This window comes from Anaerococcus kampingae, from assembly GCF_046365475.1.
Lineage (GTDB): Bacteria > Bacillota > Clostridia > Tissierellales > Peptoniphilaceae > Anaerococcus > Anaerococcus kampingae.
Genome location: NZ_JBGMEF010000048.1, coordinates 1 through 15,443, shown reverse-complemented (window position 1 = coordinate 15,443; position 15,443 = coordinate 1). Strand labels below are relative to the sequence as shown.

Sequence of the window (15,443 nt, the reverse complement as noted above, 5' to 3'; positions counted from 1 at the left end):
CTATTTTATTATTTTTTTCAATAGCTAAAGCAAAAATAAATTTTTAATCACAAACTTGACAAATTATTCTTAATAAATAAAATTTACTTGTAAGAAAGTTCTAAATATTATATCGTAATTGTAAAAATTCTAAAGGAGACTATGATGGATTTAATTTACAAGGGCAAAACAAAGGATATTTATAGCCTTGAAAATGGCAATATCTTGATGAAATTTAAAGATGATGTAACAGGCAAGGACGGAGTTTTTGATCCAGGCGAAAACCAAGTTGGTCTTTCAATTGATGGTGCTGGCAAGGCTGGACTAAGGATGACAGAATTTTTCTTTAACAAACTAAATGAAAAAAATATCCCAACCCATTATGTTGCTGCAAATATTGATGAAAATACTATGGAAGTTAAAAAAGCTAAGGTTTTCGGTAAGGGTCTTGAATTTATCTGTAGGTACAGGGCAGTAGGTTCTTTTTACAAAAGATATGGCAAATACATAGAAGAAGGTGCACCACTAGATGCTTTTTTTGAAATAACAATCAAAGATGATGCTGCAGGCGATCCTACAATTTCTAAAGACTGCCTAGAAGCCCTAAATATTGCGACAGCCGATCAATACGAAGAACTAAAAAGACTTACAAAAGAAATTTGTGGTCTAATCCGTGATATTCTAAAAGAAAAAGGCCTTGATCTATACGATATAAAATTAGAATTTGGTCTTGATGAAAATAATAATATCTTACTGATAGATGAAATCTCAGGCGGAAACATGAGAGTTTATAAGGGCGAAGAATACATCGAACCCCTTAAACTTTCAGAATTGGTCCTTAAATAAAACTTTATCCCTCTGGCACTTTGCCAAGAGGGATTTTTTGTAATTTACTAAGACAAAAAGCAGGCAAAAGCCTGCTCTTTTTTTAAAATGATATTCTAAAAATAACTGCTATCAAACATAAGATAACTGCTAATGGAACATATAGGAATTTACCTATATTGTACCAAGTATTTCCGTATTGTTTTTTAGCGCCTAGGTTAATCGCTCCAATAAGCTGATCTTTTTTCAAGATCCAGAACCAAGTTATAGCACCAATCATTGCCCCTATTGGTATAACGTATATTGAGATAAAGTCCATAAATGGTCCCCAGCTGCTAATCATTTCCATATTTACACCTATAGCAAAAACGACAAGTCCTATCAAAAATAAAACTAGATTACGTTTTAATTTTGGATGCCTTTGCATGAGAGATTCTGCTACTACCTCAAACATATTTTGAAGGGATGATATACCACCAAAGACAACTGCAACATATAAGATAATAGCAAATACTCTACCAAAGCCCATATCTTGTAAGATTGTAGGTAGGACTTGGAATAAGAGCCCTGGTCCACCTGCCTGGTCCATGTTGTAGACAATTATTGCTGGAATCATTACAAAAGAAGCAAGCATGGCTGCTACAGTATCTAGAAATCCTGTCATTTTTGAAGATGAAATTATGTCTTCATCATCAGATAGATAAGCACCTACAACTAGCATACCAGATCCAGTTACTGATAGGGAGAAAAAGGCTTGGCCCATGGCCATAAGAATTGTTCCCCAATTTAGCATGTCTTTATCAAATCTAAACATGTACTTGTATCCCTCAAAGGCATTAGGAAGAGTTAGGATCCTAATAGCAAGGATTACAAAAAGCACAAAGAAGGCCGGCATCATGATTTTATTAGATTTTTCAATAGTAGATGCACCACCAATACAAGAAAGTAAGGTAATAGCTATGATAAAAAAGTGGTAAGGAACCACTGAGAAAGGCTTCATAGAAAAACTATCAAAGTAGCTTGTTGTATCTACAGTTAAAAGTGAACCGGTTAGGGAATCTACCAAGGCTTTTAAAACGTAGGCAACAATTACTGCATAACCAATAGCAATCATTAGAGATCCAATAAGTGGAATGTAACCTATGAATTTGCCTATGATTGTATCTTCCTTGCGACTTTTAAATGCCTTTTGGTAGGCACCAAGAGTACCTGTGTGAGCATACCTACCTACTGCAAACTCACTTGCAAGGCCACAGTAAGCAAAAATACTTATAAAAAATATGTAGGCAATTAAAAAAACTATTCCTCCCTTTTGAAACTTGTATGGAAAGCCCCACACATTTGCCATTCCCACGGCAGAACCAACCGCCGTTAGGATAAAACCTAATTTCGATGAAAATTTGTTCATAATAGCTCCTTATATAAAATTATTTATTTAACTTTATTTATACAAACTTTGTATATATACTCCTATACTGGGATAAAGTATATTATGTATTATATAGCTTAAAAAACAAAATTCAAATAAAATTTTTTATATAAAAAAAGCTAGGCAAGCTATCTTTAATGACTTATTATCGACAAGATACAAATAATAATTACAAGAGGTGTATAAATGTACCTGCCAATCTTAATAAATTTTTCACTTTGTTTTTTCTTTGCTCCCTTATTTATTTCATTTAAAAGAACATTCTTATCCATAACATAAAACCAAATTATAGAACCAGACACTGCTCCTAGTGGGATTATATAGTAGAGGGTGATGTCCATAAAAGGCTCCCATACTCCAATTGGGTGGAGAAATACTCCTAGCATAAATACAAAGCTACCCACAAGGCCTAGGGCAAACTTATCTGATATTTTCAATTTCTTAACCAAAGTATCTCCGACAGATTCAAAGATATTTTGTAAAGATGTAAGTCCTGCCATAATTATCGCTAGATAAAACAAACAAGCAAAGCCCCTACCTATTGGAATATTTGCAAATATAGTCGGTAGGATATGAAAGATTAGTTCAGGCCCCTTGGCATGGCCCATTTCAAACACAACTATGGCTGGAACAATTATAAAGGCTGAAAGTAAAGCTACTAATGTATCAAATATAGCTGTAAGCTTTGAATCTACTATTACATCTTGATTATCAGCTAGCATCCTTCCCATAAAGATCATACCAAAACCAGTTATAGAAAGGGCAAAAAGCGCATCCCCCATGGCAGAAATCGCCGTACCTATAGAAAGGTTTTCAAGGTCAATCCTAAATAGCAAGCTATAACCTTCTTCAATTCTTTCAAGCCCACTCATCCTTATCATTACTATAATATATATAACTATCATAGTAGGCATGAGGATGGAGTTTATTCTTTGCATTGATTTAAAGCCACCAAGACTCATTACTATCGCTACAATTACTATTACTAGGTGGGTTTCTATTACTGCGAAAGACCTGGATGAGAAATTTTCAAACCAGATGCTTGAGCTTGTTGTGGCAAGTGTCCCATTTAAGGTATCTATGAAAGCCTTTGCCACGTAGGAAACTATAATAGTATAACCAATGGCTATGATAAGAGAAATTACCATAGGTATGTAACCATAAAAACTTGCTATTTTTGAGCTTTTATAATTGGTCTTTATAGCTTTTTCATAAGAACCTACAACTGATCCCTTGCCCATTCTGCCTATGGCAAATTCACTAGATAGGCCTACATAGGCGAAAAGACTTATAAAAAACAAATAAAATATCAAAAAGAAGAGTCCGCCCTTATGGAATTTATAAGGAAAGCCCCAAACATTGGCCATACCGACTGCAGAACCTGCAGCCGATAAGACGAATATGGTCTTGGATTTAGTTTTTGGAAGCTTCATAACTTATCCTTGGTATTTTTTCTCTATTTCTGCTATAAGCTTTCTATCATTGAAATAATCAATTCCCATGGCCGCTTTAACTTGGTTAAGCTTCTCGCTTCCCTTGCTTCTGGCTTCCTCACTGCCCTTCTTAAGTATGTCAAAGACCTCATCTAGGTGTTGTTCATAGTAGGCTCTTTTTTCCCTAATTGGAGCAAGTTCTTCTTCTAGGACCTTGATTAAAAATTTCTTGCACTTAACATCACCTAGGCCTCCCCTTTGGTAGTGGGCCTTTAGCTCGTCAAGATTTTTGTATTCTGGCAAATATTTTTCAAAATGACTATCATTTGAAAATACATCTAGGTAGGTAAAGACAATATTTCCCTCAACCTTACCTGGGTCGTCGATATTGATATGGTCTGGGTCTGTGTACATACTCATGACCTTTTTCTTTACATCCGCCTTAGTGTCTGCTAGGTAGATGGCATTGCTTAAGGACTTGCTCATTTTAGCTGCCCCATCTATGCCTGGCATACGGCGGGCGATTTTTTGATCAGGGAGGACTGCCTTTGGTTCTATAAAGACCTGGCCATAGATATTATTAAAACTTCTTGCTATCTCTCTTGCCTGCTCTAGCATTGGCTCTTGGTCCTCACCAACAGGCACTATATTGGCATCAAATAATAGAATGTCAGCAGCCTGGCTTACAGGATAGATCAAAAATCCTGCTGGAAGGCTGGTTTCAAAATTTCTTAGCTTTATCTCACTTTTTACAGTCGGATTTCTTTCAAGCCTTGATAGGGTTACAAGGTTTAGGTAGTAAAAAGTAAGTTCTGTTAGTTGTTCTATCTGTGACTGGACAAAAATCGTCACCTTTTCTGGGTCAAGACCAACACTTAAGTAATCAAGGGCAACCTCGATAAGGTTTTCACGGATTTTTGCTGGATTGTCAAAATTATCTGTTAGGGCCTGGCTATCTGCAATCATGACATACATCTTGTCAAAGTTTCCTTCATTTTGCATTTTCACCCTGTTTTTAAGACTACCTACATAATGGCCTAGGTGGAGTCTACCTGTTGGCCTATCGCCTGTTAAAATTATATCTCCCATTTCTTCTCCCTTCATGTAAAAAAGAGGGACCGTCGCAGAATGAATAAATCGTCCCAAATCATTAGAGGAACCTCCACGAAAATTTTGCCTCAACGAGCCGGCAGGCTAGGCCAAAAATTTTCTATGAGAACCCTCTAATGATGGGACGATAGTTATTCATAGTTTTGCAACAGCCCCTATTAATTTTCATTTTTTGCTAGATAAGCATCTATAAAGCCCTGGATATCGCCATCCATTACAGCTTCTACATTTCCCATCTCATAATTTGTCCTGTGGTCTTTGACCATGGTGTAGGGTTGGAAAACATATGATCTTATCTGGCTACCCCAGGCAATTTGTGAATATTTGCCTTGGATATCTTCTATTTTTTCTCTTTTTTCTTCTTCCTTAATCTGGATAAGTTTTGATAGAAGAAGCTTCATTGCAGTTTCTTTATTTTGCATTTGGCTTCTTTCAGCCTGACTTGATGCGACTACTCCTGTTGGAATGTGGGTTATCCTTACGGCTGAGTCAGTCTTATTGACGTGCTGGCCGCCTGCCCCACTTGCCCTATAGGTGTCAATTCTTAGGTCTGATGGATCGATTTCTATTTCATTATCTTCATCAAGCTCTGGAAAGACATCCACTGATGAGAAGGATGTGTGACGTCTTGACTGGCTATCAAATGGTGATATCCTTACTAGCCTGTGAACGCCTTTTTCTGCCTTAAGATAGCCATAGGCGTAAGGGCCTTGGATATAGAGGGTCGCAGACTTTATTCCGCCTGCTTCCTCATTGTTTATATCCTGGACTTCTACCTTGTAGCCTCTTTTTTCGGCATATCTAGTATACATCCTATAAAGCATGTCTGCCCAATCTGTTGCTTCAAGACCACCAGCACCTGCATTTATTGATAGATAGCAGGAGTTTTTGTCATACTCACCATCTAGTTGGGTCTTTAGCTTCATAGATTTGATATCTTTTTCAAGCTTTTTGAGGTTATTGTCTACTTCCTCTAAAGTTTGAATCTCATCTTCATCGCTTAATTCAACTAGACCAATCAAATCTTCATTATCTCTTAGGCTTGCTTCTAGCTTTTCATAATCTTCTAGGTCGCTTTTCTTATCAGATAAGTCTGCCATTATCTTTGATGCCCTATCTGAATCATTCCAAAAATCTTCTTTGATTGATTCTTTTTCTAGGTCTGCAATTTCTTTTTTAAGACCAGCTGGGTCAAAGACTATCTCCGATTAAGTTTAAGATTTCGCTTAAGTTTTTGATTTCTTCTTTTAGTTCAAATATTTCTCTCATCTTATCTCTTTACATTTGATTTTGAAGCTTCACGTTCTAATCTACGACGTTCTGCCCTGTTAAGATTTGCCTCATCATCTGAATTATCTAATTCTTCTAGACTTTCATCTTCTGGAACTAGGACTTGTTTTCTTTGGATGTTTTGTCTCATTTCAACATTCATCATAAACTTAACTGTGTCTTCTTGGATAGATCTAGTCATCTCTTCATACATATCGAAACCTTCGTTTGTGTAGGCTCTTACTGGATCTTCTTGACCCATAGCTCTTACTCCGATTTCTTTTCTCATTTGATCCATAGCATCTATGTGATCCATCCATTTTTGATCTATTACCCTTAGAAGGATTACTCTTTCTACTTCTCTCATAGCTTCAGGGCCAAATGTTGCCTCTTTGTCAGCATATTTTGCAAGAGTTGCTTGGGTTATATATTCAATCAAGTTTTCTTGAGTATATGAATTAATATTTTCAAAGTGTAGTTGGGTTACTGGTACTCCTAGTCCGTTTAGGTAGTTTAGAAGGGCAGTCATTTCCCAATTTTCTGGTTTTACTTGTGGGTTGGTAAAGCTAAATACCGCTTCTCTTATGATATTTTTGATCATATCGATAATAGTTTCTTTCATGTCTTCGCCCATAAGAACTTCACGTCTTTCGTTGTAGATTATAGTTCTTTGTTTGTTCATGACATCATCGTATTGTAAGACTCTCTTTCTTGTTGCGAAGTTATTTGCTTCTACTCTTGTTTGAGCCTTTTCGATTGATCTAGAAACTAATTTTGAAACTATTGGTTCATTTTCATCAAAGTTATATGAATCAACAAATTTAGCTACTGCTTCACCACCATTTAGTCTGATTAGGTCATCTTCTAGTGATATGAAGAATCTTGACTTACCAGGGTCACCTTGTCTACCTGAACGTCCTCTTAACTGGTTATCTATACGTCTTGATTCATGCCTTTCTGAACCAATTATATATAGGCCACCAACATCTATTACTTCTTTTTCCTCAGCCTTTATTTCAGGTCTAAAGATATCTTTGTAGTGTCTATATTTCTTTCTGATATCAAGAATTTCTTGGTCATCTGTAGCTGAGAATGAATCAACTTCTTCTAGTAATTCTTCAGAAGTTCCCTCTCTTCTTAGCCTTTGTTTGGCCATGAAGTCTACGTTACCACCAAGGGTTATATCTGTACCACGACCAGCCATGTTGGTTGCAATTGTAACTGCACCTAGACGACCTGCTTGAGCAACAATTTCTGCTTCTCTTTCGTGGTTTTTAGCGTTTAATACTGTGTGTTTGATGCCAGCTTTCTTTAGGGCATCTGATAATCTCTCACTTGCTTCAATTGAGATTGTACCAACTAGGATTGGTTGACCTGTTGCGTGAACCTTGTTTATTTCGTTTATGATAGCATTGAACTTACCACGTTCATTTATATAAACATAGTCTACATCATCAACCCTTTGTACTGGTCTATTTGTAGGAATTTCTACTACGTCAAGCTTGTAAATTTCATCAAACTCGTCTTCTTCTGTCTTTGCAGTACCAGTCATACCTGAAAGTTTATCATACATTCTAAAGTAGTTTTGGAAAGTAATTGTAGCTAGGGTCTTGCTTTCTGCCTTAACTTCTACACCTTCTTTTGCTTCTATAGCTTGGTGAAGACCATCTGAGAATCTTCTACCTTGCATGATACGTCCTGTAAATTCATCTACGATTTCTACTTCGCCATGGTTTACAACATAGTCAATATCTCTTGTCATTGTTGTGTTTGCCTTAAGGGCGTTGTTGATATAGTGAGATAGCTCTAGGTTTTCAGAGTCTGATAAGTTTTCGATACCAAAGAATTGTTCAGCCTTCTTTGTACCTTTTTCTGTAAGGTTTGAAGTTTTTCTCTTCTCATCTACTAAGAAGTCTACATCTTCTACCTTAAACTCCCTATCAAATGGGTCTATATCAGCATCCTCATTAGGATCGATTATCCTACCTTCAAGGGTTTGAATAAATTCATTTGCCTTTTGATAGGTATCTGTTGATTCATCGCCTTGGCCTGAGATAATAAGTGGTGTTCTAGCCTCATCTATAAGGATTGAGTCAACCTCATCGACTATAGCGTAGTTTAAGCCACGTTGTACCATGTCATCTTTGTAGATAACCATGTTATCTCTTAGGTAGTCAAAACCAAATTGGTTGTTTGTACCATAGGTAATATCAGCGTTGTAGTTTTCTTTTCTTTCGCTATTTGTAAGTCCGTAAATAATACAACCAACACTTAGACCAAGCCATGTATGAACTTTACCCATCCACTCTTGGTCACGCTTAGCTAGGTAGTCGTTTACTGTTACTACGTGGACACCCTTTCCTGAAAGAGCGTTAAGATAAGATGGAAGTGTTGCTACAAGAGTCTTACCTTCACCTGTTTTCATCTCTGCTATCTGTCCATTATGTAGTACAATACCACCTAAAAGCTGTACAGGATAATGTTTCATACCTAATACCCTGTCACTTGCTTCTCTAACTACAGCAAATGCTTCTACTAAAATATCATCTAATGTTTCGCCGTTTTTTAATCTTTCTTTAAATTCTACTGTTTTATGTTTTAACTGATCATCAGTTAACTTTTGCATATCTTCATCTAGTGCTAGAATCTTATCGACAATCTTTTTATTTTGTTCGATTTCTTTTTGACTAAATGACTTAAATAAATTAAATAATGCCAAATTTTTCACCTTCCAATTCTTTACTTATCCTACCCTTATTATACAAAATTTCAATCATTGCTAAGCTTTAAGTCTGTAAATATATCCCATCTTTATTTGATGAAAATACCTTGTAAATTTTCCGTAAAATAAATAATAATTATTATAGTCCACTATTTATTATATAGGCTTAATTTACATTATTCAATAGGAGTTTATAATAATATAAAAAGGACCCGAAGGTCCTAATTATTTTTTATATATGTTATAAATAAATCTCAAAGATTTATAAAAATCATTTAGTTGGTACTATCATACCATAGTCGCCCTTTCTTCTCTTGTAGACGACTCTAATTTCCATATCACTAGCATCTTGGTAAACAAAGAAATTATGATTTAATAGTTCCATTTGAAGAATAGCTTCCTCAGCACTCATTGGTTTGACAGGGATAGATTTTTCTCTAGCAATTTTGATTTCTTCTTCATCTTGCTTTTCTTCATCAGATTCATATAAATCTAATGCCTCAAATTTGATTGATTCTCCTGTCTTCCTGTCTCTTTGTAGTCTTGTCTTATGCTTTCTGATTTGTCTAACTAAGGCATCTATAACCCTATCGATAGCATTTTGGTAAGACTGATCTGCTGCTTCTGCACGAAGTATTGTGCCATTGTCTAAAAATACAGTAGCCTCCACCTCAAAATCTACACCTTCCTTAGCAAATTTCAAATCAAGCTCTTCTTCTTCGTGGAAGTATTTATCTAACCTATCAAATTTTTTCTCAGATTCTCTTGTGATGTCATCTGTTAGATTAAAATTCTTAGCTTTGATATTTAGTTTCATAATAACCTCCTATTGTCTTTTTATTTATATACCCACAAACCTTTTCCTCTAATCTTTTTTTTATTTTATCGTATAATATAAATATAATTTACAAAGGAGAATTTATGACTGAAATAAAAGATATTTTAAGCTACGACTTTCTTTCAGAATTAGTAGTTTCTAATGATGGCAACAAAATCGCCTATAAAAAAACTAAAGCAAATGAAAAAGACAATAAATACGACACAGATCTTTTCGTCTATGATAAGAAATTAGAAAAATCATACAGGCTAACAGATTCTGGAGACAATCCTATTTGTAGCTTTGACAAAGAAAATAATCTAATCTATAAAAGATATACTGATGATAAAACTGATAGCTTCTACATCTCAGATGGGGCTGGCCTTGGAGAAGAACTCTTTAAGCTAGACCTTGATGTCAAGTCTATCAAATGGCTAAGAGATGACATTTTCCTAATTTCTGCAAGCAAGAAAAAATCAAAAGAGGAAAAGGAGACAGATAAGGAAAATTCATACTTCAAAGAACTAACCACCCTTCCCTTCTGGTTTAATGGAGTAGGTTTCTTAAAAGATTCCACCACCTATTATTATCTTTACAAGCTTTCTGATAAGTCTCTTACAGAAATTTTAAAATCTGATAAAGATAATAGCGTAGGCATCCTTGATATAGATGACAATATTGAAAAAATCGTCTATACAAGAAGCCACGAAGATTCAAATAGGGTCATGGAATTTCTTGATTCTATAATTCTAAAAGATTTAAAAACCGGCGAGGAAAAAATTCTAAGCGAAAAATCTCACTCAATTTATACAATCAAATTTTTAGAAAATGAGATAGTTTTTGTAGGAAGTGATTTAAAATCAGGTGGAATAAATGAGGACTGCTTCATTTACAAAATAGATGGTGAAGGAAAAATCTCAAAAATAAATGACGATGACTTTGACAAGTCCTTTGGCAATTCCATAGGAACTGACGCTAGATTTGGGGCAGCTAAGACCTTCCAAGTCAAGAATAATAGGCTATACTTTGTAGTAACAGAAAAGGAGGAATCCAAGCTTTATTCAATAAACTTAAAGGGTGACTTCCGTTTAGAACTTGATGGTTGTATAGAGGATTTCTCTGTTACAGATGATGATATATATTATCTAGAAATGGCAAAAGATAGCCTAGCTGAACTTAAAGAAAAATCTACTGGCAAAAGCTTGGTTGAAAATAAAATCAAAAGCCCTGTCTACCCTATAGAAGAATTTAATTTTGAATCTAATGGCGACACCCTAAAAGGTTATGTCCTCTTACCAAAGGACTTTGATAAAAATAAAAAATACCCATGCCTACTTTCTGTTCACGGCGGACCAAAGACAGAATTTTCTGACATCTTCCACCACGAACACCAGACCTTTGCCTCAAATGGCTATATGGTAATCTATACCAACCCACACGGCTCAAGCGGAAATGGGGTCAAATATTCAGACATAAGAGGTAAATATGGAGATATCGATTTTTCTGATCTTATGAATTTTACAGACCTTGCCATAGAAAAATATCCACAAATCGATCCTGATAGAATGGCTATTTACGGCGGATCCTATGGTGGTTTTATGACTAACTGGGCAATAGGCCACACAGATAGGTTTAAGGCAGCTTGTGCCCAAAGGTCAATTTCAAACTGGACCAGCTTTTATGGGGTAAGTGATATCGGCTATTATTTTGCAACAGACCAAACTGCATCAAACCCATACGATAGCCTTGATAAAATGTGGGACCAATCCCCAATCAAATACGCTGATAAGGTAAAAACCCCAACCCTCTTTATCCATTCAGACGAAGACTACCGCTGCCCACTTGAGCAGGGCCTACAGATGTATAATAGGATAAAACTAAATGGAGTAGATACAAAGATGTTCCTATTCCATGGAGAAAACCACGAACTATCCAGATCTGGCAAGCCAAAGGCAAGGATTAAAAGGCTTACAGAAATTAAAAACTGGTTCGATAGGTATTTAAAAGATGAAGATATCAAAGAGTAAAAGCAAAGATTTCCTAAAAAATCTAATAAATAGGCTCAAAGAACACGATATAATGACCTACTCGGCAGCCCTTTCCTTTTATTTCCTGCAAGCCTCCATCCCATTGATGATGGTAGTAGTGCAGGCAATATCAACCTTTTTAAAGGGCAATGAGACAGTCATTTATCAATTTTTGGACCTATTTCCAAAGACAAGTGCAGATTTAATCCTAAGAGCCCTAAATATAATAATTGAATCTAGCCAATCTGCAGCAGTCACAACCCTAACAGTGATTTTCGCCCTATGGTCAGCTACAAGTGGTGTAGATAAGCTAATAATGGCAATAAACCATGCCTATGGTCTAAGCCACCAGTCAAAGGCCATTAAGCAAAGACTGATGAGTGTTGTCTTTACAATAGTCTTCATAGTCTTTATAATGTTCCTCTTAATATTTCAAATATACGGCCCACAGCTTTTAAACATACTTGACCACAAGATAATTGGTACAATAAGTAATTTCTTTGGCAGTGATGTGGAGGCAATCATTGAGTTTCTATCATCGCCAATCTTTACCATCCTAACCCTAGCTGTCCCATTATTTTTGATGTCAGCAGCCCTTGGCATATTTTATAAGTATGCCCCAGGAAATTCAGAAAATAGGATACCCTTTAAGCAAGCCCTTGCAGGTGGTGCTTTTACAACCATAGCAGTCTATGTAACTAGCTTTGCCTATGCTTTTTTTACAAATAATTATTCAAATAAATCCCTAATCTATGGAGCCCTTTCTGGAATCCTAGCCCTCTTTATTTGGCTACTAATCGTATCAGCCCTGCTCATAGTGGGAGCCGAAGTCATAGCAGCCTTTAGGGAAGGCTACAGAGACGAATATTTTGCCAAAGATTTAAATGAAGAGGATGATAAGGAAAGTGTCATAGACAAGGCCTTTGAAGCCATAAAGGAAAAAATACATGAAAAGTGAGTTCAGGAGATTTTTCCTAAATCTCAGACGAGAAATGGATGATAAATATATAAAAAATATGTCAGATAAAATTTGTGAAAATCTCCTTAAATCTGAAATTTATAAGGATAGCCAAACAATCTTTGTCTATGTGTCCATGGCAAAAGAAGTGGAAACAAGAAATCTAATAAAAAAAGCCCTAGCAGATGGCAAGGATATCTATGTGCCAAAGATTATAGATAGACAGATGAAGGCTTGTAAGTTAAATGACCTAGATGACCTTGAGCTTGGACTTTTTGGTATTCCTACAAGTAGAGATAATGACTTTATAGAAAATCCAGACCTAACCATCACCCCTGGCCTATCTTTTGATGAGGAAAAAAATAGGCTCGGCTATGGTGGCGGATATTATGACAAGTTTTTCGCCAAAAATAAAACAATAAAAGCAGGGCTTATGATTTCAGATTTTCTATCCATAAAGCTTCCGATAGAAAATACTGATGTCAAAGTAGATTTTATAATCACAGAAGAAAAAAATTACTAGATCAAATCCCTAATTATCAAGCTTTATTTCATACTTGCTAAGATTTTGTTAAAAATATATTTGACATAATAAAAAAAACTATGTATAATCGAAACATAGAAAATAGACTATGAGAAGAAAAGTAGATTTAATCAAGCACACCTAGAGAGACTACGTGTGGTGAAAGTAGTTTGGCAAGATTAGATTGAAAATGGCCTTTGAGTTTCTTATCCGATATTTAAGATAAGACGGATTCGCCCGTTATAGCGATAGGGTATGCTAGTACCCGATGAGTTATTAATTGTGAAATTAATTTGAAATTAAGGTGGTAACACGTGGCAAAGCCTCGTCCTTTACAGGACGGGGCTTTTTTTATTACGCATTACCTACATGGAATATTTTCTAAGGCGCCTAAAGTTAGAATGTAACAAAAATTAGAAAATTATTAAAAGAGGTATAAAAAATGTCAGAAAGATTTTTAATTGTAGGATCATTACTTAGAAACGAAGAATTACTAAAATATAAAAGAGAAATAGAAAAAAGAGATGATATATCATATCCTTTCTACGATGACTTTGAAGGATATAAGGAATGTGAAGATAAGGCTGTAGAAGAAGTAGTAGAAAAACAAATCGCAGCAGGCCTTACAGAAGTAACAGATGGTGAATATTCTAAATCCCTATGGCATCTAGACTTTGTTTGGGGACTTAAAGGCGTAGAAAGATATATCAGAGAAAGCGGATATTTCTTTGAAGAAAAAGATTGTTGCAGCAAATTTGAAACCAGACGTGATATAGGCCTTAGATTTGTAGGCAAACTATCAGGCAAAAACCACCCATTCATAGACCATTTCAAAAGACTAAAGAAAATTGTAAATGGCAGGGCAGCCATCAAACAATGCATCCCTTCCCCATCTCACATCTTTGGTGAAGCTATTGGATTTGGATTTTTAGAAGACTCTTATTATAAATCAGAAGCAGACTTTGAAGCTGACCTCATCCAATCCTACAAAGAATTTTTGGATGATTTTAAAGCCGCAGGTGGTGAAATTGTCCAATTTGACGATTGCCTATGGGAACAATTTGCAGATGAGGCTGAAAATGCTCAATTTGATGGCAAGGCAAGAAATGAGAAAAACCTAGCCCTAGCAGAAAAGTATATAGCCATAAACAACGAAGTCATCGACTATGGTCACAAGCTGGGACTTAAGGTCTACACCCACAACTGCAGAGGCAACTACGCATCTCGCCACTTCACAGATGGTTCTTATGATTCAATAGCAAATCTCTTCTTAAAGAAACAAAACTACGATAGGTTCTACCTAGAATGGGATGATAAAAGAGCAGGCAGCCTAGAAAGCCTCAATGCCCTAAAAGATAAGGACTGCGAGATCGTCCTAGGCTTCTTATCATCAAAGACAAACACCCTAGATGATGAAGAAAGATGTCTAAAACTCCTAGAAGAAGCCAGCCAGATAATAGACAAAGACAGACTCTACCTCTCCCACCAATGCGGTTTTGCATCATGCGATAATGGTAACGAACTAAGCGAACAAGAACAATGGGATAAAATTGCCCAAGGCCAAGAAATCGCCGCAAAATTCTGGAGCAAATAAAATCACTCCTTACTTATTAAATCTCTCCTTGTTATATAAAGAAAACTCGAGCTAAAACTCGAGTTTTTCTTTACCTAATTTTCTTCTTTTTTTCTACTAATATATAAGGCACCTGTTGATCCTACTAGAGTACATACAATACCAGCTACTGATTCTACACCTGTTTTGACGTTAGGTCTGTTAGTTTTTGGTATTTTTATAGAATTATTAGCCTTATTTTTCTTTCCATCTAGCTTAGAGCTTTCCTCTTTAAGCTTAGGATCTTCTGCTTTAGTCTCAGATGGATCATTTGCTTTTGTCTTATCTGGATCTTTTGTACCTGGATTATCAGGATTTTTCTCCTCTGGGACCTTAGATTCATCAGAAGATGGAGTCTTTGGATTAGTTTCTTCAGGACTTTCAGGAATATTAGGTTTATCCTCAGGTGTACCTGGGGTTGGTGGTGTTGTTTCTCCTGGGGTTGTGCCACCTGGGGTTGTGCCACCTGGAGTGGTTCCGCCTGGGGTTGTGCCGCCGCCTGGGGTTGTGCCGCCGCCTGGGGTTGTGCCGCCTGGAGTGGTGCCGCCTGGAGTGCCGCCGCCTGGGGTTGTGCCGCCGCCTGGGGTTGTGCCGCCACCTGGGGTTGTACCGCCTGGGGTGTCTCCACCTGTACCTGGAGTATCGCCGCCTGTTCCTGGGGTTTCTCCACCTGTACCTGGAGTATCGCCGCCTGTTCCTGGGGTTTCTCCACCTGTGCCTGGGGTTTCTCCACCTGTGC

The 15,443-nt window shown here is 36.4% G+C and carries 12 protein-coding genes and 1 other annotated feature; of the genes, 5 read left to right on the top strand and 7 right to left on the bottom strand.

The window, feature by feature from the left end; genetic code table 11:
* Positions 1-144: 144 nt before the first annotated feature.
* Complete coding sequence (locus tag ACCQ42_RS09845) at positions 145-825, top strand: phosphoribosylaminoimidazolesuccinocarboxamide synthase (RefSeq protein WP_106460694.1); 681 nt, start codon at positions 145-147, stop codon at positions 823-825.
* A gap of 82 nt (positions 826-907) precedes the next feature.
* Here ACCQ42_RS09845 and ACCQ42_RS09840 read toward each other — a convergent pair whose 3' ends face one another.
* The 6 genes from ACCQ42_RS09840 to hpf form a co-directional block, all read right to left on the bottom strand.
* Positions 908-2,212, bottom strand: a complete 1,305-nt coding sequence (locus ACCQ42_RS09840) for a sodium-dependent transporter (protein ID WP_265238006.1) — start codon at positions 2,210-2,212, stop codon at positions 908-910.
* A 155-nt stretch (positions 2,213-2,367) separates the two neighbouring features.
* The gene (locus tag ACCQ42_RS09835) at positions 2,368-3,666 is read right to left on the bottom strand and encodes a sodium-dependent transporter (protein ID WP_106460696.1); all 1,299 of its coding nucleotides are present in this window, start codon (positions 3,664-3,666) and stop codon (positions 2,368-2,370) included.
* Between the two features lie 3 nt (positions 3,667-3,669).
* Complete coding sequence (gene trpS / locus ACCQ42_RS09830) at positions 3,670-4,755, bottom strand: tryptophan--tRNA ligase (RefSeq protein WP_410036040.1); 1,086 nt, start codon at positions 4,753-4,755, stop codon at positions 3,670-3,672.
* A 179-nt stretch (positions 4,756-4,934) separates the two neighbouring features.
* Positions 4,935-6,045 (bottom strand): peptide chain release factor 2 gene (gene prfB, locus ACCQ42_RS09825; RefSeq protein ID WP_410036034.1). Its coding sequence is split into 2 segments (ribosomal slippage): positions 4,935-5,969 and positions 5,971-6,045, totalling 1,110 coding nucleotides; the frame shifts between segments, so codons are not numbered across the junction.
* Between the two features lies 1 nt (position 6,046).
* A complete protein-coding gene (gene secA, locus ACCQ42_RS09820; RefSeq protein ID WP_265212874.1) occupies positions 6,047-8,764 on the bottom strand; it encodes a preprotein translocase subunit SecA in 2,718 nt (905 codons plus the stop codon).
* A 274-nt stretch (positions 8,765-9,038) separates the two neighbouring features.
* A complete protein-coding gene (hpf, locus tag ACCQ42_RS09815; protein ID WP_106460700.1) occupies positions 9,039-9,584 on the bottom strand; it encodes a ribosome hibernation-promoting factor, HPF/YfiA family in 546 nt (181 codons plus the stop codon).
* 104 nt (positions 9,585-9,688) lie between these two features.
* Between hpf and ACCQ42_RS09810 the strand changes: the two genes are divergently transcribed.
* From ACCQ42_RS09810 to ACCQ42_RS09795, 4 genes are all read left to right on the top strand, one after another.
* Positions 9,689-11,611: an alpha/beta hydrolase family protein gene (locus tag ACCQ42_RS09810; RefSeq protein ID WP_410036033.1), complete on the top strand. Its 1,923-nt coding sequence runs from the start codon at positions 9,689-9,691 to the stop codon at positions 11,609-11,611.
* Positions 11,592-12,569: a YihY/virulence factor BrkB family protein gene (locus ACCQ42_RS09805; protein ID WP_410036032.1), complete on the top strand. Its 978-nt coding sequence runs from the start codon at positions 11,592-11,594 to the stop codon at positions 12,567-12,569. The genes ACCQ42_RS09810 and ACCQ42_RS09805 overlap by 20 nt, the downstream gene beginning before the upstream one ends.
* Complete coding sequence (locus ACCQ42_RS09800; protein ID WP_410036031.1) at positions 12,559-13,092, top strand: 5-formyltetrahydrofolate cyclo-ligase; 534 nt, start codon at positions 12,559-12,561, stop codon at positions 13,090-13,092. The genes ACCQ42_RS09805 and ACCQ42_RS09800 overlap by 11 nt, the downstream gene beginning before the upstream one ends.
* Positions 13,093-13,192: 100 nt before the next feature.
* Positions 13,193-13,428 (top strand) — a binding site (T-box leader).
* A gap of 106 nt (positions 13,429-13,534) precedes the next feature.
* Positions 13,535-14,686, top strand: coding sequence for a uroporphyrinogen decarboxylase/cobalamine-independent methonine synthase family protein (locus tag ACCQ42_RS09795; protein ID WP_410036030.1), 1,152 nt, complete (start codon positions 13,535-13,537; stop codon positions 14,684-14,686).
* 74 nt (positions 14,687-14,760) lie between these two features.
* Here ACCQ42_RS09795 and ACCQ42_RS09790 read toward each other — a convergent pair.
* Positions 14,761-15,443: hypothetical protein (locus ACCQ42_RS09790; protein WP_410036029.1), on the bottom strand; the 683-nt coding region annotated here is incomplete at its 5' end.